The sequence below is a fragment of the Ruminococcus sp. AM26-12LB genome, assembly GCF_003480785.1.
GTDB lineage: Bacteria > Bacillota > Clostridia > Lachnospirales > Lachnospiraceae > Blautia_A > Blautia_A fusiformis.
The window spans coordinates 27,173-48,764 of the sequence record NZ_QUJX01000018.1 but is presented as its reverse complement, the minus strand read 5'-3'; the positions used below and the strand labels follow the sequence as shown (position 1 = coordinate 48,764).

Here is a 21,592-nt window from a genome sequence, read left to right as displayed (position 1 = left end):
ATGATAAAATGCGGGGAATGAGAAATGACAGAGGTACAGGAAAGACGTAAAAAAACGGTAGAAGCATCGATGACGGAGCAGGTTCATCTGATCATGCAGCAGCATCTGAACGGAGGCGGAAGACTTTTTGGCGGAGCACTGATGCAGTGGCTGGATGAGGTTGCCGGAGTGGTAGCTATGCGTCATGCGGAGACATATCGGGTGGTAACTGCGGCAGTGGACAATCTTCAGTTCAAGCATGCGATCTATGAGGGAGAGATCGTAGTACTTAAGGGATATGTGACTTATGTGGGAAGAACTTCCATGGAGGTCGAGATCGATACGTATGTGGAACAGCCGGATGGCATGCGTCATACTGTAAACCGGGCATTTTTTGTGATGGTGGCTGTAGATGAAGACCAGAAACCGATCCAGGTGCCGGAATTGATCATTACCACAGAAGCGGAAAAAGCCCGGAATGAAGCTGCGAAAATGCGCCGTGATATGCGCAGACAGCGAAGGGAAAACGGGTTCTGACCTCAGCTGTTCCAATTTTTGACATAGTTTAAAATATCTAAAGATTCTGTGAAATTCAGAACGGTCAGGTTGACAAGAAAGTGATACTCTGTAATAATAGAAAAGGAAAACCTGACAGCGAATAGGACCATTTTATATGGAGGAGATATAATGAAAAAACGTTATTTGATTCTTGCCGGAATTCTTGCAGCGAGCATGCTTGCAGCCGGTTGCGGAAAGAAGAACTCTGTGGCACCGGAGCAGAAGGTGGAGGCAACGGCAACCCCGACGGTAACGGAAGCTGCGAAAACGGATGTGGTGGAGATGCAGACCTCTACGGATGAAACAGCAAATATCAAGAACGTAATGGGAACCAAGAGTGAGACCACTACCAGTATTGTATTTACCAATAAGATGAACTCCACGATTTCTGCAATTTATGTCCGTCCGACCAGAGATGATGGCGATGACAGTGATGAGACCTGGGGAAGTGATCTTGTAAATGGTAAATTCACACTGGCTTCCAACGACAAGGCTGTTTATTATATGGAGAAGAGCCAGAAGGACGATAACGGAGATACAGCAACAAGCTTTGATGTAAGGATCACATTTACTGACGAAGAGCAGAATGAATGTTTCTTCCGCCAGCTGCCGCTTCTGACGATCTCACAGCTGAGCCTGTGCATGGATGGTGAGGGTGAAGACGGAATCCCATATGCTACATATCTGGCGAGCGGAAGCACTAAGGAGGTGTCTACCCTGAAGGATGTAAAGGCAAGGCTTGGCATTGAGGATGACAGTGAAAGTGACAGTGACAGTACAGATTCTTCAGACAGTACGGCTGTGACTCCGACTCCGGAGAGTTCTGATGATAATGGAGACAGTACAGACAGCAGTTCGTCCGGCAGTTCGGACTCCACATCCACACCGGATCCAACATCTGCACCAGCTTCCTCTGATTCTTCCGATGCACCGGATCCTACGGAAGCACCATCCGGCGAGGATGATCCGGCATCTGTAGCAGCAAGATATATCGGTCAGTCCATGTCTGAGCTTGAGAATGCATGCGGCAGCCCAAATGGCAGTGATTATGAGGACGAGCCGGAGTCCGGTAAGACAGGTTATTATTATTATGATACGTTTACGGTATCCACAACTTTTGACAATGACGGCAATGAAGTTGTATCCGGCGTATGGTAAAGGAGAATAAACATATGAAAAGAGTGTTACTGAAATTAAGCGGAGAGGCTCTTGCAGGAGAGCAGAAGAGAGGCTTTGATGAAGCAACTGTTACAGAGGTTGCCAAACAGATCAAGACGATCGTGGATGAAGGACTTCAGGTTGGTATCGTGATCGGAGGTGGAAACTTCTGGAGAGGACGTACCAGCGGAGCCATGGACAGAAGCAAGGCGGATCAGATCGGCATGCTTGCTACTATCATGAACTGTATCTATGTGTCTGACATCTGCAGATATGTGGGACTTAAGACAGAGGTGTTTACCCCGTTTGTATGTGGTGCATTTACCACACTTTATTCCAAGGATGCTGTAGAAGAGAGCTTCGCAGAAGGAAAGGTTGTATTCTTTGCAGGTGGTACCGGCCATCCGTATTTCTCTACAGATACAGCTACTGTACTTCGTGCTGTTGAGATCGGTGCAGATGCCATTCTTCTTGCCAAGGCTGTTGACGGAATCTATGACAGTGATCCGAAGGTAAATCCGGATGCCAAGAAGTATGATGAGATTTCCATCGATGAAGTAGTTGCAAAGAAGCTGGCAGCTATGGATCTTACCGCTTCCATCATGTGTATGGAGCAGAAGATGCCGATGCTGGTATTCGGTCTTGATGAAAAGGACAGCATCGTCAATACCGTACATGGCAAGTTCTCCGGAACAAAGGTAACCGTGTGATCAAAAGGGAATAATAAAAAAAACCATACAGGGAGATATGTGAAATGGATGAGAGAATTCAGGTATACGAAACAAAAATGGGAAAAACACTGAATGCTTTGGAGAGTGAGCTGACAACCATCAGAGCCGGCCGTGCAAACCCGCATATTCTTGACAAACTTACCGTAGATTATTATGGAGCACCGACTCCGCTCCAGCAGGTTGCAAACATTTCTGTACCGGAGGCACGTATGATCCAGATCCAGCCGTGGGAATCCAGCATGATCAAAGCGATCGAGAAAGCGATCCTTTGCTCTGATCTGGGATTAAACCCGAGCAACGATGGAAAAATGATCCGTCTTGTTTTCCCGGAGCTTACCGAGGAACGTCGTAAAGAGCTGGTGAAGGACGTTAAGAAAAAAGGCGAGGGTGCCAAGGTTGCAGTAAGAAATATCCGTCGTGATGCCAACGATGCATTTAAGAAACTTGCAAAACAGGATGTTTCTGAGGATGAGATCAAAGAGCTTGAGGATCAGATCCAGAAACTTACAGATAAGTACATCAAGGAAGTTGACAAGGCGATCGAGAACAAGTCTAAAGAGATTCTGACTGTATAATTGTAAGAAATACGAGGATAGAGAGGGCTTCTTTGAAGAAGCTCTCTTTCTGTATGGAGGAGATTTATGAACGTACCAAATCATATCGCGATCATTCTGGACGGAAACGGACGTTGGGCAAAGGAACGAGGAATGCCGAGAACCTACGGACATGTAAAGGGATGCGCCAATCTTGAAAACATTTGTTATGATATCAAAGACCTTGGGGTGAAATATCTTACGGTTTACGCTTTTTCCACAGAAAACTGGAAACGCTCCAGAGAAGAAGTGGAAGCACTGATGAAACTGTTCCGCGGTTATCTTAAGAAATGTATCAAGATTTCCAAGAAAAATAATATGAAGATGAAAGTCATCGGAGATGTTACTGCCTTTGCACCGGATATCCAGCAGAGTGTCCGGGAACTGGAGGAATATTCCAAAGATTTTGACGGTATTTATTTTCAGCTGGCATTAAATTACGGAAGCCGTGATGAGATCCGCCGTGGAATGCAGAGGATGGCACAGGATGTAAAAGACGGAAAGGTTGAGCCGGATGGCATTACAGAAGATACGATTGAGAGCTATCTGGATACTGCAGGTGTACCGGATCCGGATCTTTTGATCCGCACAAGCGGTGAGCAGCGGCTTTCCAATTTCCTGCTTTGGCAGCTTGCCTATTCCGAGTTTTATTTTACACCGGTTGCATGGCCGGATTTCAATAAAGAAGAGCTGATCAAAGCCATCGAGAAATACAATCAGAGAGACAGACGCTACGGTGGCGTCAAGGAGGAGTAGATCATGTTTAAGACAAGACTGATAAGTGGTATCGTCCTTGTCATTATTGCCCTGGCAACTATCATTTCCGGAAGCTGGATCTTATTTTTTACACTTCTGGCTGTTTCACTGATCGGAATGAGAGAGCTTTACAAGGTAATGAAGGTAAGCGATGAGCATGTTACTGTGCTGGAACTTGTAGGATATCTTGGAGCAGTGCTTTATTATATTGCCATGAAAGCTGATTTTGGAAATTACGGAACAATGGCGATCATCATCAGTATGATCCTGATCCTGTTTGTTTATGTATTCGGTTATCCGAAATACCATGCAGAACAGGTGATGGCAGCATTTTTTGGAGTTGTATATGTTGCTGTGATGCTTTCCTTTATCTATCTTACCAGAAGCCTTCCGGACGGAAAATTCCTGGTATGGCTGATATTCCTGTGCTCCTGGGGATGTGACACCTGTGCTTACTGTGTGGGAATGCTTATCGGAAAGCATAAAATGGCGCCGGTTTTAAGCCCGAAGAAATCCATCGAGGGAGCTGTAGGAGGCGTTGCGGGAGCGGCGCTTCTTGGAGTGATTTATGCAGCAGCAACACAGGGAAAAATGGCTGAGTATGCCTTGATCTGCGCAGTTGGAGCTCTGATCTCCATGGTGGGTGATCTGGCTGCATCTGCGATCAAAAGAAACCAGAACATCAAGGACTATGGAAAGCTGATCCCGGGCCATGGAGGAATCCTGGACCGTTTTGACAGTGTGATCATCACAGCCCCTGTTATTTACTATCTTGCAAAAATGATTCTTGGAATTTAGGAGACATTAAAATGAAGAATATTGCAATCTTAGGTTCTACCGGCTCCATCGGGACCCAGACACTGGATGTGGCAAGAAAAAACGAAGACCTTCGGGTTGTTGCAGTCAGTGCAGGCAAAAGTGTGGAGAAGCTGGAAGAGCAGATCCGTGAGTTTCATCCGCTTCTGGCAGCAGTCTGGGATGAAGAAGCAGCCCGGGATCTGAAAACGCGTATTGCGGACACAGATACAAAGGTAGTCAGCGGAATGGAGGGACTTCTGGAACTTGCGTCCATGCCGGAATCAGAAATTCTTGTCACTGCGATCGTGGGAATGATCGGGATCCGTCCTACTATGGAGGGAATCCGTGCCGGAAAGGACATTGCCCTGGCAAATAAGGAAACCCTTGTCACAGCCGGTCATCTGATCATGCCCATGGCAAAGAAATATGGCGTATCTATCCTTCCGGTAGACAGTGAACACAGCGCTATTTTCCAGGCTATCCACGGAGAAGAAAACAAAGAGATCCACAAGCTTCTGATCACGGCATCCGGTGGTCCCTTCCGCGGACGTACCACAGAAGAGCTGCGAAGGGTCACTGTTGCAGATACTCTGAAGCATCCAAACTGGGTAATGGGACGAAAGATCACCGTAGATTCCGCAACCCTGGTAAACAAAGGGCTGGAAGTTATGGAAGCCAAATGGCTGTTTGACATGGATCTGGATCATATTCAGGTGGTGGTGCAGCCGCAGAGTATCATCCATTCCATGGTGGAGTTTAAGGATGGTGCGATCATGGCACAGCTTGGAACTCCGGATATGAGACTTCCGATCCAGTACGCTCTGTACTATCCGCACAGACGATATCTGGACGGAGACCGCCTTGATTTCACGAAGCTTCATGAGATCACATTTGAGGTTCCGGATATGGAGACATTCCGGGGACTTCCTATGGCAATCCAGGCATCCCGGGAGGGCGGAAGTATGCCGACTGTCTTTAATGCAGCCAATGAGCTTGCAGTAAAGAAATTCCTGGAGGAAAAGATCGGCTTTCTGGATATTTATGAGATTATTGCACAGTCTATGGAAAGACATAAAAAAATCGCACATCCGGATCTGGATGAGATCCTTTCTGTAGAGCAGGATACTTATCAGTGGATCGAAAGCAGGTGGTAAATTGAAATTTGTGATTGCTGTAATTATTTTCAGTGTTGTGATACTGATCCATGAGCTGGGACATTTTCTTCTGGCAAAAAAGAACCATATCGAGGTATTGGAATTTTCTCTTGGTATGGGACCCAGGATCATAAGTACGGTAAAGGGCGGCACACGTTATTCCGTGAAACTGTTTCCTCTTGGAGGTTCCTGCGCCATGGCCGGAGAGGATGCGGAAGATGACAGTCCGGGAACCTTTAATTCGGCTCCTGTGTGGGGCAGGATCGCAGTGGTTGCTGCAGGTCCGATATTTAATTTTCTGCTGGCATTTGTTTTGTCTGTGATCATTGTAGGCTGTATGGGCTATGATCCGGCAACCGTATTAGAAGTAACCCAAAATTCTGCTGCGGAAAAGGCAGGATTGAAAAAGGGTGATGTGATCACGGAATATCAGGGCTATCATATTGATCTGGGGAAAGATCTTTATGTATATTCGTATCTCAACGAACTGAAAGAGGGAGATACCATCCGGCTGAAAGTAAAACGTGATGGAAAGGAACAGGAGATTTCCTATAAACCAGATGTAAATGTGCGGTATCTTCTTGGCTTTAACCGTTCCGATGTAAATTCCATGACAGTGGAATCACTGATCAAGGGAATGCCATTGGAAGAGGCAGGTCTGGAAGCCGGCGATGTGATCACGAAGATCAACGGTGTGGGGGTTCCGGACGGAAATGCATATGAAAAATACATCGAGGAGCATCCGTTATCCAAGGAACCTGTGACGATCACCTATGAGCGTAACGGACTGGAATATGAGGCAGAGATAACACCAAGGGAATACAGAACACCGGTTTCCGGTTTCGGATATAACACATACAGTGAAAAGACTTCCGGCTTTAATGTTCTGAAATATGGTGCTGTGGAAGTGAAATACATGATCCGTACTACGATCTTAAGCCTGAAAGAGCTTGTGACCGGTCACCTTGGAATGAAAGACTTAAGTGGTCCTGTGGGTATTGCGGATGCCATTGGCGACACTTACGAACAGTCCAAGAGTGAGGGAACGCTGATGATCTGGATGAATTTGTTGAATATGGCAGTTCTTCTTTCTGCAAACCTGGGAGTGATGAACCTTCTTCCTCTTCCTGCGCTGGATGGAGGAAGGCTGGTATTTCTGGTGGCAGAAGCGATCCGGAGAAAACCGGTAAACCGTCAGGTAGAAGGCATGATCCATTTTGCAGGGCTGATGCTTTTGATGGCGTTGATGGTTATCGTTATGTATAATGATATTCTGAAGATATTCTGATGAGGATTATGAAGTAAAGATATATAAAAGATGGAATGGTCAGGAAGATGTCCGGATTGTTCCATCTTTTTTTAATGAAACATATGAAACCAAGATGAAACACATGAAACAAGATTGACATTCTATTTGTAACTTTGTACAATCAAAAATGTAGATAGCGATATTAAATCGTGCAAAATACTAAAAGAAATAAGGAATAAATCTCAAATAATAAGAAAAAATCACATAAGGAGATGAGACAATGGCAGGTACAATCAGAAAGGTTGCACAAATGGCACATGTGTCTCCAGCAACTGTTTCAAGATATTTTTCAGGACAGAATGTAGTGAGTGATGAATTATCCAGAAGAATTGAGGAGGCAGCTAATACGGTTGGTTATGTGCCAAATCATCCAACACGTAAGTCAGATGGTGTGATCGTAGTTCTGATTCCTAATCTGGAATTTGGATATTTCAGTGAATCTATAAAGGAGATTATCCGGCAGATGCCAAAATACAAATGTAGAGTGATATTTCTTCCTACATTTCCGGGAGATGATAGTTATAAGAGTATCCTGAAGGAATTGTATGTGATGGGAGTTATTTATCTGGAGGAGGAGATTGACCGTGAGGTGATACGATATATCCGGGCAAAGAATATCAAAGTGGTTATGCTGGGAGGCGCAGCTTTTGACAGCAGATGCGATATGGTACACATTAACGATATGATGGCTGCTTACGAGGGAATGAAATATCTTCTTGAAATGGGACACAGGGAGATACTGATTCTGACTGATCTTTCTACAAGCATCAGTTCAGGATTCCAGCGGTTAGTTGGCTGTAAGAAGGCAATGGAGGAATATGGACTTATGTTCAGTGATGACATGGCAGAATACGGTCAGCTTACCTTCGAAAAAGGCTATCGATCTATGAACAGTGCATTGCGAAAGAAAAAGAAGTTCACTGCAGTGTTTGCTTTTTCCGATGAGACTGCGGTAGGAGCAATTACAGCGCTAAATGAACATGGTTTGAAGGTTCCGGAAGATGTATCCGTTTTGGGATTTGATGGATTAAGTATATCAGAGCGGGTGGTTCCTAAACTTACTACGATTTATCAGCCACTGGATAAGATGGTGGAATGGACTCTTGAGATTTTGTGTAACAAAAGTAGAAACAGAGAAGAAAATATAGAGTATACACTACCCTATAAATTATTGGAAAGAGGAACTGTACTCAGAAGGGAGGAAATATAAAATGGGGGGGAAGAGCTTTAAAGATATTCTTTGGAAAATATTTAGATTTGTTTTCCTGGGATTTATGGCACTGATTTCAGTAGGACCATTAGTATGGATCGTGATGTCATCCTTTAAATCCAATAAGGAGATCCTATCATCTGCATTTGCACTGCCTACATCATTAAGCTTTAATGGGTATAAGGCTGCATTGGATTTGGCTCCAATTTTTAAGTTTTATGGAAACAGTGTTGTGATTTCTTTCACAAGTACCCTGCTAAATATCCTGATTGTTTCCATGGCTGCCTATGTGTTGGCCAGATATACGTTTAAGGGAAGTACCTTTATCACATTGCTTTTATCTGCGTCTCTTCTTGTACCTACTTCAGCACTTCTGATGCCAATCTATAAGATCATGATGGGAATCGGAATGTTTGATACAAGGTCAGGGCTTGTACTTGTGTATGCGGCACTGGGACTTCCTACTTCACTTTTCGTATTCAAAAGCTATTTTCAGGGTATCCTCAAGGAACTGGAAGAAGCTGCCTATATTGACGGAGCCGGGTTTTATCGGACATTCTTTGTAATTGTATTTCCATTGGCTAAATCAGGACTTGCAACAGGGGCAATTTTACAGTTCCTGACGTCATGGAATGAGTTCATGTTCGGACTCGTTCTTACCAAAAGCACAGAAGTAAGGACCCTTCCTCTTGCTCTGAATTATTTTACATCTCAGTTTTCGTTTAACTATACAGCGATGTTTGCGGCATTGACTATGGTAATTCTACCAAGTATCGTAATCTATGTATTGCTGCAGGAACAGGTTACTACCAGTATGGTAGCAGGATCTGTCAAAGGTTGAAGATGAAAATTTATAAATTATATAAAAGGAGGCAATTAATATGAAAACAAAAAAGGTGATGGCCACAGTATTGTCAGCAGTGACAGCATTATCCATGGCAGGAGGCATGGCCACAACAGTAAAAGCGGATGATGTGACAGAAATCACATTTCCTACATCCTGGGTTGGTGTCAGTGTTAATACAGAATGGTTCCAGGATCGTCTGGAAGCTTTTAATGAGGAGTACGGTGACAGTATCAAGGTCAATGTGGAAGAAATCGCAGGTGATCAGAACTATGTGGATAAGCTGAAAGTTCTGTATTCTTCCAATTCTCTTCCGGATACATTCAGTACAGGTGGATATAATCTGATTGATTCAATGAAGGATCAACTTGTCGACCTTACTGATTATGTAGATGATGACTGGAAAAAACTTGCAACTGATGCATGCTGGGATGTAAACTCCCGCGATGGTAAGATTTATGGAATTCCTTATACCAGACAGGTAATAGGATACTTCTACAACAAAGATCTCTTTGCTCAGGCAGGAATTGAGAAACCGGCAAAGACATGGGACGAGTTCTTTGAGCAGTGTGACAAGCTTCTGGATGCAGGCATTACACCGCTTTCCATGGATACTGCAGATTCCGGTTGGGTAACTTCACTGATGCTTGGTGCTATGATTGGTGAGAGCAATGAGGGAGAACAGTTTATGAATACCATGCTCCCGACAGATTATAATACAAAAGAATTTATCGATGCAGCAACCAGGATTCAGACCATGTTTCAGAAATATACAACTCCGGATGCAGTTGGTGGAAAATATGAGAATGCTGCAAGCAACTTCTTTATGGGACAGACAGCTATCATTGCAAATGGTCCTTGGATGATTAGCGATTTCTATGATACTTCTATGGTTGAAGATGGATTTGCAGATAAAGTCGGTACTGCAATGTATCCTGGTGATGTTATGTATAACAGTGGAAAAATTGGCTTTAATGTTGCTTCCAAGGATGAGAAAACACTGGATGCAACTCTTACATTTGTAAAATTCCTCACAAATGAGGAGAGCCAGCTTAAAATGCTTGAAATTACAGGCGATATTCCGGCTATGGAGGGTCTTACATCTGATAATGTAAAGCCACTTGTAAATGAAGTCATCGCAAACGGCGATAAAGCAGCGCACAGTATTAATGATTTCCAGAGCCTTTGGTATGCAAATGTAGTGGATGAGATCAGTATTCAGTATCCGCTTCTTGCGCAGGGTGAAATTACTCCGGAAGAGTTCGCACAGGCTCTTACAGACGCTGCACAGAAAAACTGATAATTATATGATTTCCGCGGCTTCGGCAGGACATACCTTCTTCTGAAGTCGCCGGAGGCTAAGAACAGACTGAAACAGGAGAGATGAGAAATGAAAGTTAAAAAATGGAAACTGGCAAGCTTTCTTTTGCCGTGTCTGCTCCTTTTTGCATTGATTTACCTGGCTCCGATGTGTATGGTGTTTGGAAGTTCATTTTTTGAATGGAAAGCAGGCGGTGTATTTAAATTTATTGGACTGGATAATTATATCAATGCTTTCCGGAACGACGCACGAATGCTTACAGCACTGAAGAATACGGGAATCTGGGTTGTGCTTCAGTCTGTTGTGCATGTGATGCTAGGAACTGTGATCGCGTTTATGCTTTCAAAAAGAAAAAAAGGTTGGAAAGTCCTCAGAACTATCTATATGATCCCGAATGTGGTATCTGCAGCGGCACTGGCTGTTATTTTCCTGAATGTATTTAATGCGCAGTATGGTATTATCAATTCTTTTGTAAAAACAGTAACCGGGAAACCATTTATGAAAAACTGGTTCTTTGATCAGAACAGTGCCTTTATCACAGTTACATGGAGCTGGCTTCTGTATACAGGAATGATCATCATTCTTGTGCTTGCAGGTGTTCTGTCCATTCCCGAGGATGTTGTGGAAGCGGCCAAGATCGATGGTGCTACAGACATGCAGATCAATATGAAGATTCGTCTCCCACTGATCCGTACTATTATTGGAACCTGTGAGATTCTGGCGGCAACCAGTATGCTGAGAGAATTTGAACTCATTTATCTGACAACCAACGGAGGGCCGGGAGATACAACACTGAATCTTCCACTATACCTGTACAAAACATCTATGACAGATAATAATTATGGTTATGCCAACATGATGGGAGTAATTCTTATTATTGCAGGGGTAATTGTAGTAAGTGCCATTAATCGGTTGTTTAAGATGAATGAGGCAGACTACTAAAAAGACAGAAAGAGGAGGAATTACAGATGAAAATAGCAGTAATCGGCGGTGGTGGAGTACGTTCCATGTTTTTGGCAAAAAGCCTTGCTCAGAGCAGTTTGGAATTGGGGATCAACCAAGTGATTTTTATGGATAATGATCCAAAGAAGCTTAATATCTATGGTAAAATGGCACAGCAGGTTGCAAAACGTCTGCAGCCAGACTTGCAGCTGGAACTTACCGGCGACCCTGTAGAAGCCATTAAAGATGCAGATTATATCATAACAACGATTCGTGTTGGAGAGGATGATATGCGTATCCAGGATGAACGAGTAGCTCTGAATCTGGGGGTTCTGGGGCAGGAAACTACCGGTGCGGCAGGGTTTTCTTTTGCTATGCGTTCTGTGCCGGCTCTGGTAAAATATTGTGAGCTTGCAAAAAAATACGCTTCTCCGGATGTAAAGATCTTTAACTTTACCAACCCAGCGGGAGTAGTATCTCAGACTCTGCGTGATATGGGATATGATTTTACCTATGGTATCTGCGATGCTCCAAGTAGTCTTCTCCATTCCTTTGCAAAAATGTATAAGGTTCCGCAAAATTCTGTGACGGGAGACTGCTATGGATTGAATCATCTTTCTTTTTTTGACAGTATTAAGCTGGATGGAAAAGAGATTTTGCCGGAGCTTTTAAAAGATGAAAGATTGTATACGGATACAGATATGCGTTTCTTTAAAAAAGATCTGGTAGAGCATATGGGATGTATTCTTAATGAATATTTGTATTATTTTTATTACAGAGAAGAAGCAGTTCAGCATATTTTGGATGCGGGTATCACCAGGGGAGAAGTGATCCGTGATGTGAATATCCATATGACGGAGGAACTGTCACACATGGATGTCGAAAATGATTTTGAAAACTGCCTGAAGGTTTATGATAAGTGGTATGGCAAACGTGAAGATGCTTATATGGCAAATGAGACCGGCGTATCCAGAGCAAAAGAACCCTATCATTTTGATGTTTATGCAAAGGATGATGGAGGCTATGCAGGTGTTGCCCTGAAATATATCCGTTCCAAATTAAGTGGAAAAGACAGTGAGATGATCCTTTGTGTACCGAATAACGGAGCAATTCCGGGACTCCTTAATACAGACATTGTGGAAGTTACATGTGATCTTAAAGATGGTGAGATGATTCCGCATAAAGTCCCAAATCCCGGGGAATTGCAGATGGAACTTATTCGCAGGGTGAAGATTTACGAAAGGCTGGCTTCTGAAGCAATCCGTACAAGAAGCATTAGTAAAGCAATTGACTGCCTTATGGTGCATCCTCTTGTCAATTCCTACTCACTGGCCAAGAAACTGGTGGAAACATATTTAGCCACAAATAAAGACTATATGGAGGAATGGAACTGATATGAGTTTTGTAGGTGGCGTAGGCTATTCCAATATTGATCTGATCTATTCTGGTCTTGATAGACTGCCTGATAAGGGAGAGGAGATTTTCGCCAGAGGATTTTCCATGCAGTTTGGTGGTGGGATTCCGGCTACCATGATCAATCTTTCAAGGCTTGGAGTTGAGTCCAGAATTATTACTTTTGCAGGGCATGATCTTTTTTCGGAATTTGTGAAAAAAACACTGAATAGCTATCCGGTAAAAACTGTGAATCTTTATAAAGGAAACAAGATGCCGGTGGTGCTGTCTTCCACCTTGCTATATTGTGGTGACAGAAGTTTTATTTCATATACAGACGGAATGGATCTTAATGATGCTGTTATGGATGAAGTTTATGAAAATCTGAAAGGTGCATATGTGGTAGATATGCATGTTGGATTTTTAGATGTGTATAAAAGACTGAAAAAAGATGGTTGTATCCAGATTTTTGATACGGGATGGGAAGATGATCTGACATTGGAAAAATACAAGGATTATCTGGAAATTGCAGATTATTATATTCCCAACCAGAAAGAGGCCATGAAGATTACAGGAACGTCCAGTGTGGAAGAGGCTGCTGACATTCTGTCGGAATTTTTTTCTGACGTGACGATCAAAATGGACAAGGAAGGGTGCCTGCTTAAAAATAAGGATGGAATAAAAATCATATCTTCTGTACAAAATGTAAAAGCTATTGATGCAACAGGAGCAGGAGATGCATTTATGAGTGGCTTTATTTATGGACTTTATCATCATTATCCAATTGAACAGTGCATTAAGTTTGGAAATGTAACAGGAAGTGCGTGTGTTCAGGGAATGGGCTGTATCAGCAATTTTGTCAATGAAGAACAGCTCTTGGAAATTGCGGGAACGCTAGAAGTCAGAGAACTTTGAAGAGGTGGAAAAAATTTATAATCTGTAACTGAAAAAGGTGTCTCTTATTTGTATATCAGGTAAGAGACATTTTTTTTATGCAAACATATACTAGCAGAGAACCAGTGTGCTTTCAGGCACAAAAAGGAGCCTCTGTTTATGAAAAATCATTCTTATATTTCCATGCAGCAGGATATGCCGGATCAGGGACAGCTGCAGGTGACGGTGCTGGACAGTGCCAGTAACCGTCCTGTGGAAAATGCTACAGTGCGGATCTCGTACACAGGAGTCCCGGATAATGTGATCGAAGAAATCCGTACGGATTCCTCCGGAAAAACGCCCATGCTGGAGCTGGCAGCTCCTCCACTGGAATACAGCATGAAACCGGTGGAGCAGCAGCCTTATGCAGAATATACAGTTCGGATCAGTGCAGAGGGTTTTACACCAAAAGAAGTTGCCGGGACAGAAGTTCTTCCCCATTCCATTGCCAGACAGGGAGCATCCCTTAGCAGACAGCAGGGTAGTGGAGAGGACTATCAGCGGATCGTCATCGGACCCCATACGCTTTTTGGGGAATATCCTCCCAAAAATCCGGAAGCAGAGATCAAGCCGATAAATGAAACCGGAGAGATCGTATTAAACAAAGTGGTGATCCCGGAGTATATCGTAGTCCACGACGGGCCAATAGGGGATACCTCTGCACAGGATTATTATGTAAGATATAAGGATTATATCAAAAACGTGGCCAGCAGTGAGATCTACGCAACTTGGCCGGAGGACACGATACGTGCCAATGTTCTGGCAATCATGTCGTTTACTCTGAACAGAGTTTATACAGAGTGGTACCGAAATAAGGGTTATGATTTCACCATTACATCCTCCACAGCATACGACCACAAATGGATCCATGGCAGGAATATTTTTGAGAGTATCGACCGGATCGTGGATGAACTTTTTGAAAACTACCTTTCCAGACCGGATGTACGTCAGCCGATCCTGACCCAGTACTGTGACGGACGCCAGGTGCAGTGCAGGAATCGGGGATGGATGACCCAGTGGGGAAGCAAAGCTCTGGGAGATCAGGGATATTCCGCCATTGAGATCCTGCGGAGCTTCTATGGAAACGATATGTATATCAATGTGGCGGAAGCAGTTTCCGGGATTCCCGCATCCTGGCCGGGATATGACCTGACTATCGGTGTTACCGGAGAAAAGGTACAGCAGATCCAGGAACAGCTTAATGCCATAGCAAAAGCCTATCCTGCCATCCCGTCAGTGACTGTGGATGGTATTTATGGTCCGGCTACCGCTGCATCTGTAAAAAAATTCCAGAATATATTCGGGCTTCCTGCATCCGGAGTGGTGGATTATCCAACCTGGTATAAGATACAGGACATTTATGTAGCAGTGACCAGGATAGCGGAGCTGCAGTAAATATAAAAATAATAAAAATGTTCTTGGCCATTTTCGGAGTGATCTGATCGGGGCTGAGGTGTAATGCGTGAACATGATTTCAGAAAAAATATTTGACGTTTTAGAATAAACCAAGTATAATGGCTGTTTGTATCTTTGAACGTAAATTGTAAAGAGATTGCGTTTATGAGCATGTGAAAAAAGCGAAATGAGAATGTCTGCTTTACAAAAGGAGTGATGAAAATGACATTTTATCAGGAACTGCAGTTAAGCTCAACCGGATCAAAACAGCTGATCAGAAATACCACAGACAAAAAGGAGAAAAGAAGGCATATTCTGATCTATAATTTTAAAGTGTATCTTGTCATGGCATTTTGTGTGGCGGTTGTGACATTGTACAGTAAGATAACCGGCAATGACAACAGTGTTGTAGGAGTAACCGTACTACTGGCAGTGCTGGTTTTAAGACAGGCGGATTTCGGAATCCGGACGTCCCACGGATTGTTGTCCATTGCCGGGATTTTCTGTATTCTGATCGCAGGACCGAGATTATCCAATATGGTTTCACCGGTACCGGCATTTTTTGTTAATGCGATAAGCATCCTGTTACTGATGATCCTGGGATGCCATAATGTAATTATGTATAACCATTCCACATTTGTTCTCGGATATCTGCTTCTGATGGGATATGACGTAACCGGAAAGGCGTATCTGCTTCGTGTAGAGGGGCTTTTGGCCGGAATGGTTCTCTGCATGGTAGTTTTTTATAAGAATCAGAAAAACCGCCCGTATCGCAGGACGTTTCTGGACCTGTTCCGGGAATTTGATCTGCATTCCGCAAGAGGCAGGTGGTATTTAAGACTGACGCTGATCGTTTCCAGCGCTATGCTGATCATGTCTCTTCTGGGACTCCCAAGAGCAATGTGGGCCGGAATTGCCTGTATGTCCGTGTGTCTGCCGTTTACCGCGGATTGCAGGGGAAGAGCCGGAAAAAGAGCTATGTTCAACATCGTTGGCTGTATTCTGTTTGCAGTGCTTTATCTGATACTTCCGGAATCTATGTATCCCTATATTGGAATGATCGGAGGAATCGGTGTGGGATATTCCGCAGGTTATGCGTGGCAGACTGCATTTAATACATTTGGAGCACTGTCCATTGCATCAGGACTGTTTGGAATGCCGGCAGCAGTGCTGCTCCGTATTGGAGCCAATGTATTTAGTTCAATTTATACTATGCTCGCAAATAAGCTTGGGGATAAGCTTGTGCAGCATATGTGGGTACGAAAGAGTGCAGAAATCTGAGATATTGCCCTGAAAAAAGTTTTGCCGTATAATGGGTAATAGCATAACAGCCTGGATATTACCGGGCCGACAGAGGAGAAGATTATGTACGAAGAAACAACAGAAAAACTGCTGGAATTTATCAGTAAAAGTCCTACAGCCTTTCAGGCGGCAGAGGAAACAAGAAGACGTTTTTTGGAGGAAGGCTTTACAGAATTGAAGGAAGAGGAGCGCTGGGAGCTGGAAAAGGGCGGAAAATATTTTGTCATGAGAAATCATTCCGCGATCATCGGATTTTCCATTCCTGTCAATGACTGCAGGAGATATCATATCATTGCAAGTCACAGTGACTCCCCGTCTTTTAAAATAAAAGAAAATCCGGAGATGTCTGTAAACGGAGCTTATGTGAAGCTGAATGTGGAGCGGTACGGAGGAATGATCCTTTCTACCTGGTTTGACCGTCCCCTTTCTGTGGCAGGTCGCATGATCGTCCACAAAAACGGAAAAATTCTGGAAAAGCTTGTAGATATTGATAGAGATCTGGTCATGATCCCGAGCCTTGCGATCCATATGAACCGAGATATTAACGGAGGCTATCATTATAATGTCCAGAAGGATATGCTTCCATTGTACAGTGGCAGTGGCGAAAAAGGAAACTTCATGCGGATGCTGGCAGAAGAGGCAGAGATCCGTCCGGAGGATATCCTGGGCCATGATCTGTTTCTCTATAACCGGATGCCCGGAACGATCTGGGGATCCAGGAATGAATTTGTTTCCAGTCCAAGATTAGATGATCTTCAGTGTGCTTTCGCTTCAATGGAAGGCTTTCTTCAGGCAGATAAGAAGAAGGGCATTGCAGTCCACTGTGTACTGGATAATGAAGAAGTGGGAAGCACTACCAGGCAGGGAGCTGCATCCACATTTCTTAAAGATGTACTGTTTCGTATCAATCTGGCCCTTGGCGGAGATCAGGAAAGTTATCTGATGGCCCTTGCGGAGAGCTTTATGATTTCTGCGGACAATGCACATGCATTACATCCGAATTATACAGACAAGGCAGATCCTGTAAACCGTCCGGTGATGAATGGTGGAATTGTGATCAAATATAATGCCAATCAGAAATATTGTACCGATGGGATTTCCACAGCAATCTTTAAGGAACTCTGCAGAGAGGCAGATGTGCCATATCAGACATTTGTGAACCGTTCTGATATTGCCGGTGGTTCCACTCTGGGAAATATTTCCAATACCCAGGCAGCCATAAATACGGTCGATATCGGTTTGCCGCAGCTGGCGATGCATTCCGCTTATGAAACAGCTGGAGTGAAAGATACGGAAAGCCTGATCCGTGCGGCAAAGGTATTTTACAGGTGATATCGGAGGACAGGAAAATGAGCAGAAAAGCAGTATTTTTTGATGCGGACGGAACAGTCTGTGATATGAAAAAAGGAGTGCCGGACAGTGCCATAGAAGCCATCCGTGCGCTGGTAGATAACGGACATGAAGCGTGGCTCTGCACAGGAAGAAGTCGTGCGTTTGTATCCTGGTATCTGGAGCAGATCCCTTTTACGGGAATGATCAGTGCCTGCGGATCCACCATTGAGAAGGACGGGAAGAGACTTTTTAATAAAGAGATGACGCCGGAGGTTGCAAAGCTTTCTGTGGAGGTTCTCAGAAAATACGGACTGATCCCGGTAATGGAAGGCGCGGATTTTATGTATTATGACAAAGAGGAGTATACCGATGAAGTGAACTGGTATGCCAGTCTGATCACAGAATCCCTGGGCGATAAATGGAGGCCTATCCGTGGAAATGAGGATTGTATGCGGATCAATAAGATCAGTGCAAAAATGACGGAGGGATGTGATGCGGAGGCAGCGTTATCCATTTTATCAGAATACTATGATATCATCCGCCATGAAGGCAGCAGTTCGTTTGTGGGAAATACCATTGAACTGGTGCCAAAGGGCTTTAACAAGGCTGTTGGGATCGCAGCTGTGATCCGCCTGTTTGATATTCCGTGGGAGAATACCGTTGTTTTTGGAGACAGCAACAATGATCTTGCCATGTTTGAATACGCTGCAACAAAGGTTGCCATGGGAAATGCTTCTCCGAAGATCAAAGAACTGGCAGATTATGTTACGTCTGATATGTTCCACTACGGCATTCGGGATGGCTTGAAATATCTGAAGCTGATCTGAGAGAATGCTTCGTTTGTTTTGTAGGCTATGAGATTGTAAGAACAGAAACATCCACATCAGAAATGATAGCTTTATGTGAATATGCTTTTATAAAAAAATGCTGTAAGAACCAGAAATCATAGTTCTTACAGCATTTTATGTTATAGATTTTTCCGGGTAGATAATATGCAGAAGCTGCAATATCAGATCAGTCCCAGACCTTTGCAGATAAACAGCCAGAGTGTCAGGGTAAAGGCACTGAATAATGTGGTAAGAAGCACGACTCCCGAAGAAAAAGAACCCTCATGTCCCATGTTTTTTGCCATGACAAAGCAGGTAACGGTGCTGGCAGACCCCAGCATGATAATGATGGAAACCAGCTTGTCCTTTGTAAAACCGCAACGGATGGCAAGAGGAAGAAAAAGTGCTTCATAACCGACAAGTTTCATAAATGTACAGGCAACAGATGCTTTCAGCCGGGAAAAGGCTTTTCCGAAGTGCAGAGATCCGCCCATAGCCATGAGGCCAAGAGGAGTGGCGGTTTTTGCAAGATTGCCTGCCGTAGAGTCCAGGATCTTCGGAAATGGAAGACGAAGAAGGGACCAGAGTGTACCGGCTGCAATGCCGAGAATGATGGGATTGGTGACAATTCCCTTTAAAGTGCGCTTCAGAACGGTACCATCTATTTTTCCCTGACCTGGTTTAAAGACAGAGAGAACTACAACAGCCATTACATTGTAAAGAGGGACGCTGGCAATGATCATCAGTGGTGTCATACCTGCATTTCCGTAAAGGTTCTGGATAATGGCGATACCAAGGATCGCTGCGCTGCTGCGGTAGGATGCCTGGATAAACTCGCCCCGGATATCGGAAGGGTGGAGAAAACGGGACAGGAGCACGGAGATCATAATACTGAGCGATGTGATCGCAAAACAGAAAAGAACCATCTTGGGATCCCAGGCCTCATAGATATCGATTTTAGCGATGTCCTGAAACAGAAGCACAGGCAGGGGGATGACAAACACAAATTTGTTCATACGATTGACAAATGTTTCATCAAACAGTCCGATCCTCCGGAAAAAATATCCCAGGAGCAGTGTAAGAAAGATGGGCACGGTAACATTCAGACAGAAAATAAGATTGTCCATAAAAGAAAGCCTCCCTGTGGTAAAATTTCTCTGTTTATTATATCCAAACTACGAAAATTGTCAAACGAGGTATACGGGACTGGAGATTTCTGGTATGATAAAAAGTGTTGCGAAGAAAGCAGCACAGGGGTTGAGAAGGAGAAAGGAAAGAAAATGAGATACGGAAAAATACGGATCGAAGATGGCTTTTTTGTGTTTACCAGACATATGATGCTCAACAGTCTTCCGTGTAAAGATATTCTCTGGGCGTACATGCGCCGTGAGGGGACCGATAAAACCGGTGAAAAGCAGCTGATCATCAATTATCTGGTGATCATAACCAGACGTCAGAAGCGTTATAAATTTGATATGACAGAGCAGGAGGTACAGGATTGCCTTCAGCTTCTTAAAGTACTGAATCCGGATCTTGCGGTTGGTTTTCCAAAAGGAAGCAGGCTTCCGCTTCAGAATCTTCCGAATACAAGAGATCTGGGTGCATTGATGACAGTAGACGGTTCGCATATTCTTCCCAGAAAGCTTTTGCGCAGTGGAGAAATCTATCATGCTTCTGCTGCAGACAACCGGATCCTTTCAGAAGAATATAATGTAAAAACAGTGATCGATTTCAGGTCAGCTGCAGAAGTAAAGAAAAAACCGGATGATATCATGGCAGGAGTGGAGTATTATCACATTCCAATCCGGGATGAGGACAGCAGTGGAAACAGCTTTTTTGAACATGTGATGTCCTGCTATGGTGATGTAGACCGGTATATGCAGGACTGGTACCGGAATTTCGTTACGGATGAGTATTCTCTGAAGCAGTATGCACGTTTTCTGGATGTCCTGCTTCATGTAAAGAATGGAGCTGTTGTTTTTCACAGTGCCACAGGAGAAGACCGGACAGGAGTCGGAACAGCACTTTTGCTCTTTGCTTTGGGTGTACCTAAGGAAACGATACGAAGGGATTATATGCGGTCGAATCCATGTCTGGAAGATGAACTGAAATATATGCGCAGGCTTTACCGGGCAGACTGGCCGGAAAACAGCCGGAAGCTTGCAGATCTGAAAGCCTTCTATCAGGTGAAGGAGTCTTATATCAATACAGTTTTTGATGTCATCGAAAAAGAAAACGGAGGAATTGAAAGATTCCTTCGGAAAAAACTCTATCTGACACCAAAGGCATCCGAGGAGCTTAAGAAAAAATATCTGATCTGAGGATAAAAACATTTCTTATCATCCTGAAGGAATTTTGCAGGAAATTTTGATTGACAAAATTTTCGAAGTTGTTATAATGGTAAGAAAGCAAGGGTTTATTAGATTAAAGCGTTAACTGACGAAGTCGGTTTTCTATACATAAAAGTGTTGAAAGCAGGTGTATTATGGAAAAGAGAATACTATCCATCCTTGTGGATAATACCTCCGGAGTCCTTAGCCGTGTGGCTGGTCTTTTCAGCCGCCGTGGATATAATATTGACAGCATTACCGCAGGAGTGACTGCAGATCAGAGATATTCCCGTATGACAGTTGTCTGTGAGGGAGATGATCAGATGCTCCAGCAGATCACTAAGCAGCTGGCGAAGCAGGAAGATGTACGGGATGTTAAGGTCCTTGAACAGGACGACAGCGTTGCCCGTGAGCTGATGCTCGTCAAGGTTGCTGTGAAGCCGGAACAGAGGCAGGGAGCTCTTTCTGTTGCAGATATCTTCCGTGCCAAGGTGGTGGATGTAAGTAAGGATTCTCTTATTATGGAGATGACCGGAAGCCAGAACAAGCTGAAGGCGTTTGTGGAGCTGATGGCTGACTATGAGATCCTTGAGCTTGCAAGAACGGGAATCACAGGTCTGTCACGAGGCAGTGACGATGTCCGTTACCTGTAAATTTTTTACATATGTTTGCTAGGAGAGCAGCTACTCTCTTAACGATAAATAATTTTTATGAAGAAGATGTTGTAA

Annotated in this window: 21 protein-coding genes; 20 read left to right on the top strand and 1 reads right to left on the bottom strand. The window is 43.9% G+C overall.

All coding sequences use genetic code 11. The annotated features are described in order from the left end of the window. The first annotated feature begins 24 nt into the window (after positions 1-24). From DW694_RS13765 to DW694_RS13680, 18 genes are all read left to right on the top strand, one after another. Positions 25-516 (top strand): acyl-CoA thioesterase, encoded by a 492-nt coding sequence (locus tag DW694_RS13765; protein WP_021652953.1) that lies wholly within the window; start codon positions 25-27, stop codon positions 514-516. A gap of 150 nt (positions 517-666) precedes the next feature. After that, positions 667-1,695 carry a hypothetical protein gene (locus tag DW694_RS13760; protein ID WP_118753199.1) on the top strand — a complete coding sequence of 343 codons (1,029 nt, stop codon included), beginning with the start codon at positions 667-669 and terminating at the stop codon, positions 1,693-1,695. Between the two features lie 14 nt (positions 1,696-1,709). Then, complete coding sequence (gene pyrH / locus DW694_RS13755) at positions 1,710-2,405, top strand: UMP kinase (RefSeq protein WP_021976283.1); 696 nt, start codon at positions 1,710-1,712, stop codon at positions 2,403-2,405. 44 nt (positions 2,406-2,449) lie between these two features. Next, positions 2,450-3,001 carry a ribosome recycling factor gene (frr, locus tag DW694_RS13750; protein WP_015526785.1) on the top strand — a complete coding sequence of 184 codons (552 nt, stop codon included), beginning with the start codon at positions 2,450-2,452 and terminating at the stop codon, positions 2,999-3,001. 66 nt (positions 3,002-3,067) lie between these two features. Next, on the top strand, positions 3,068-3,775 hold the full coding sequence (locus DW694_RS13745) for an isoprenyl transferase (RefSeq protein WP_118753198.1): 708 nt from the start codon (positions 3,068-3,070) through the stop codon (positions 3,773-3,775). Positions 3,776-3,778: 3 nt separating this feature from the next. Next, positions 3,779-4,573, top strand: a complete 795-nt coding sequence (locus tag DW694_RS13740; protein WP_015526783.1) for a phosphatidate cytidylyltransferase — start codon at positions 3,779-3,781, stop codon at positions 4,571-4,573. An 11-nt stretch (positions 4,574-4,584) separates the two neighbouring features. Next, the gene (gene dxr, locus DW694_RS13735) at positions 4,585-5,727 is read left to right on the top strand and encodes a 1-deoxy-D-xylulose-5-phosphate reductoisomerase (protein ID WP_015526782.1); all 1,143 of its coding nucleotides are present in this window, start codon (positions 4,585-4,587) and stop codon (positions 5,725-5,727) included. Between the two features lie 10 nt (positions 5,728-5,737). After that, a complete protein-coding gene (gene rseP / locus DW694_RS13730; protein ID WP_286187142.1) occupies positions 5,738-7,015 on the top strand; it encodes an RIP metalloprotease RseP in 1,278 nt (425 codons plus the stop codon). 241 nt (positions 7,016-7,256) lie between these two features. After that, positions 7,257-8,246, top strand: coding sequence for a LacI family DNA-binding transcriptional regulator (locus DW694_RS13725; protein ID WP_021652946.1), 990 nt, complete (start codon positions 7,257-7,259; stop codon positions 8,244-8,246). A 1-nt stretch (position 8,247) separates the two neighbouring features. After that, on the top strand, positions 8,248-9,087 hold the full coding sequence (locus DW694_RS13720; protein ID WP_118753196.1) for a carbohydrate ABC transporter permease: 840 nt from the start codon (positions 8,248-8,250) through the stop codon (positions 9,085-9,087). A 40-nt stretch (positions 9,088-9,127) separates the two neighbouring features. Beyond that, positions 9,128-10,390 (top strand): extracellular solute-binding protein, encoded by a 1,263-nt coding sequence (locus DW694_RS13715; protein ID WP_118753195.1) that lies wholly within the window; start codon positions 9,128-9,130, stop codon positions 10,388-10,390. A gap of 90 nt (positions 10,391-10,480) precedes the next feature. Continuing rightward, positions 10,481-11,353, top strand: a complete 873-nt coding sequence (locus DW694_RS13710) for a sugar ABC transporter permease (protein ID WP_110103627.1) — start codon at positions 10,481-10,483, stop codon at positions 11,351-11,353. 26 nt (positions 11,354-11,379) lie between these two features. Further along, on the top strand, positions 11,380-12,747 hold the full coding sequence (locus DW694_RS13705; protein ID WP_021652942.1) for a family 4 glycosyl hydrolase: 1,368 nt from the start codon (positions 11,380-11,382) through the stop codon (positions 12,745-12,747). Between the two features lies 1 nt (position 12,748). Further along, positions 12,749-13,660 carry a carbohydrate kinase family protein gene (locus tag DW694_RS13700; RefSeq protein WP_021652941.1) on the top strand — a complete coding sequence of 304 codons (912 nt, stop codon included), beginning with the start codon at positions 12,749-12,751 and terminating at the stop codon, positions 13,658-13,660. Between the two features lie 138 nt (positions 13,661-13,798). Continuing rightward, positions 13,799-15,073, top strand: coding sequence for a peptidoglycan-binding protein (locus tag DW694_RS13695; RefSeq protein ID WP_022426515.1), 1,275 nt, complete (start codon positions 13,799-13,801; stop codon positions 15,071-15,073). Positions 15,074-15,295: 222 nt separating this feature from the next. Beyond that, positions 15,296-16,354 (top strand): FUSC family protein, encoded by a 1,059-nt coding sequence (locus tag DW694_RS13690; RefSeq protein ID WP_015526780.1) that lies wholly within the window; start codon positions 15,296-15,298, stop codon positions 16,352-16,354. 84 nt (positions 16,355-16,438) lie between these two features. Then, positions 16,439-17,707, top strand: coding sequence for a M18 family aminopeptidase (locus DW694_RS13685; protein WP_015526779.1), 1,269 nt, complete (start codon positions 16,439-16,441; stop codon positions 17,705-17,707). A 17-nt stretch (positions 17,708-17,724) separates the two neighbouring features. Continuing rightward, entirely contained in the window at positions 17,725-18,534 is an 810-nt protein-coding gene (locus tag DW694_RS13680; protein ID WP_015526778.1) for an HAD family hydrolase, read from the top strand. Between the two features lie 182 nt (positions 18,535-18,716). Here DW694_RS13680 and DW694_RS13675 read toward each other — a convergent pair whose 3' ends face one another. Beyond that, positions 18,717-19,661 carry an AEC family transporter gene (locus tag DW694_RS13675; protein ID WP_118753194.1) on the bottom strand — a complete coding sequence of 315 codons (945 nt, stop codon included), beginning with the start codon at positions 19,659-19,661 and terminating at the stop codon, positions 18,717-18,719. A gap of 153 nt (positions 19,662-19,814) precedes the next feature. On the opposite strand from DW694_RS13675, the gene DW694_RS13670 reads away from it, so the two are divergent. Next, on the top strand, positions 19,815-20,855 hold the full coding sequence (locus tag DW694_RS13670; protein ID WP_118609078.1) for a tyrosine-protein phosphatase: 1,041 nt from the start codon (positions 19,815-19,817) through the stop codon (positions 20,853-20,855). A 164-nt stretch (positions 20,856-21,019) separates the two neighbouring features. Then, positions 21,020-21,517: an acetolactate synthase small subunit gene (gene ilvN, locus DW694_RS13665; protein ID WP_015526774.1), complete on the top strand. Its 498-nt coding sequence runs from the start codon at positions 21,020-21,022 to the stop codon at positions 21,515-21,517. Positions 21,518-21,592 lie beyond the last annotated feature (75 nt).

Coding starts and splice junctions, on each gene's coding strand:
- DW694_RS13765 (WP_021652953.1), top strand. CDS start 25: ATGACAGAGGTACAGGAAAGACGTAAAAAAACGGTAGAAGCATCGATG.
- DW694_RS13760 (WP_118753199.1), top strand. CDS start 667: ATGAAAAAACGTTATTTGATTCTTGCCGGAATTCTTGCAGCGAGCATG.
- pyrH (WP_021976283.1), top strand. CDS start 1,710: ATGAAAAGAGTGTTACTGAAATTAAGCGGAGAGGCTCTTGCAGGAGAG.
- frr (WP_015526785.1), top strand. CDS start 2,450: ATGGATGAGAGAATTCAGGTATACGAAACAAAAATGGGAAAAACACTG.
- DW694_RS13745 (WP_118753198.1), top strand. CDS start 3,068: ATGAACGTACCAAATCATATCGCGATCATTCTGGACGGAAACGGACGT.
- DW694_RS13740 (WP_015526783.1), top strand. CDS start 3,779: ATGTTTAAGACAAGACTGATAAGTGGTATCGTCCTTGTCATTATTGCC.
- dxr (WP_015526782.1), top strand. CDS start 4,585: ATGAAGAATATTGCAATCTTAGGTTCTACCGGCTCCATCGGGACCCAG.
- DW694_RS13725 (WP_021652946.1), top strand. CDS start 7,257: ATGGCAGGTACAATCAGAAAGGTTGCACAAATGGCACATGTGTCTCCA.
- DW694_RS13720 (WP_118753196.1), top strand. CDS start 8,248: ATGGGGGGGAAGAGCTTTAAAGATATTCTTTGGAAAATATTTAGATTT.
- DW694_RS13715 (WP_118753195.1), top strand. CDS start 9,128: ATGAAAACAAAAAAGGTGATGGCCACAGTATTGTCAGCAGTGACAGCA.
- DW694_RS13710 (WP_110103627.1), top strand. CDS start 10,481: ATGAAAGTTAAAAAATGGAAACTGGCAAGCTTTCTTTTGCCGTGTCTG.
- DW694_RS13705 (WP_021652942.1), top strand. CDS start 11,380: ATGAAAATAGCAGTAATCGGCGGTGGTGGAGTACGTTCCATGTTTTTG.
- DW694_RS13700 (WP_021652941.1), top strand. CDS start 12,749: ATGAGTTTTGTAGGTGGCGTAGGCTATTCCAATATTGATCTGATCTAT.
- DW694_RS13695 (WP_022426515.1), top strand. CDS start 13,799: ATGAAAAATCATTCTTATATTTCCATGCAGCAGGATATGCCGGATCAG.
- DW694_RS13690 (WP_015526780.1), top strand. CDS start 15,296: ATGACATTTTATCAGGAACTGCAGTTAAGCTCAACCGGATCAAAACAG.
- DW694_RS13685 (WP_015526779.1), top strand. CDS start 16,439: ATGTACGAAGAAACAACAGAAAAACTGCTGGAATTTATCAGTAAAAGT.
- DW694_RS13680 (WP_015526778.1), top strand. CDS start 17,725: ATGAGCAGAAAAGCAGTATTTTTTGATGCGGACGGAACAGTCTGTGAT.
- DW694_RS13675 (WP_118753194.1), bottom strand. CDS start 19,661: ATGGACAATCTTATTTTCTGTCTGAATGTTACCGTGCCCATCTTTCTT.
- DW694_RS13670 (WP_118609078.1), top strand. CDS start 19,815: ATGAGATACGGAAAAATACGGATCGAAGATGGCTTTTTTGTGTTTACC.
- ilvN (WP_015526774.1), top strand. CDS start 21,020: ATGGAAAAGAGAATACTATCCATCCTTGTGGATAATACCTCCGGAGTC.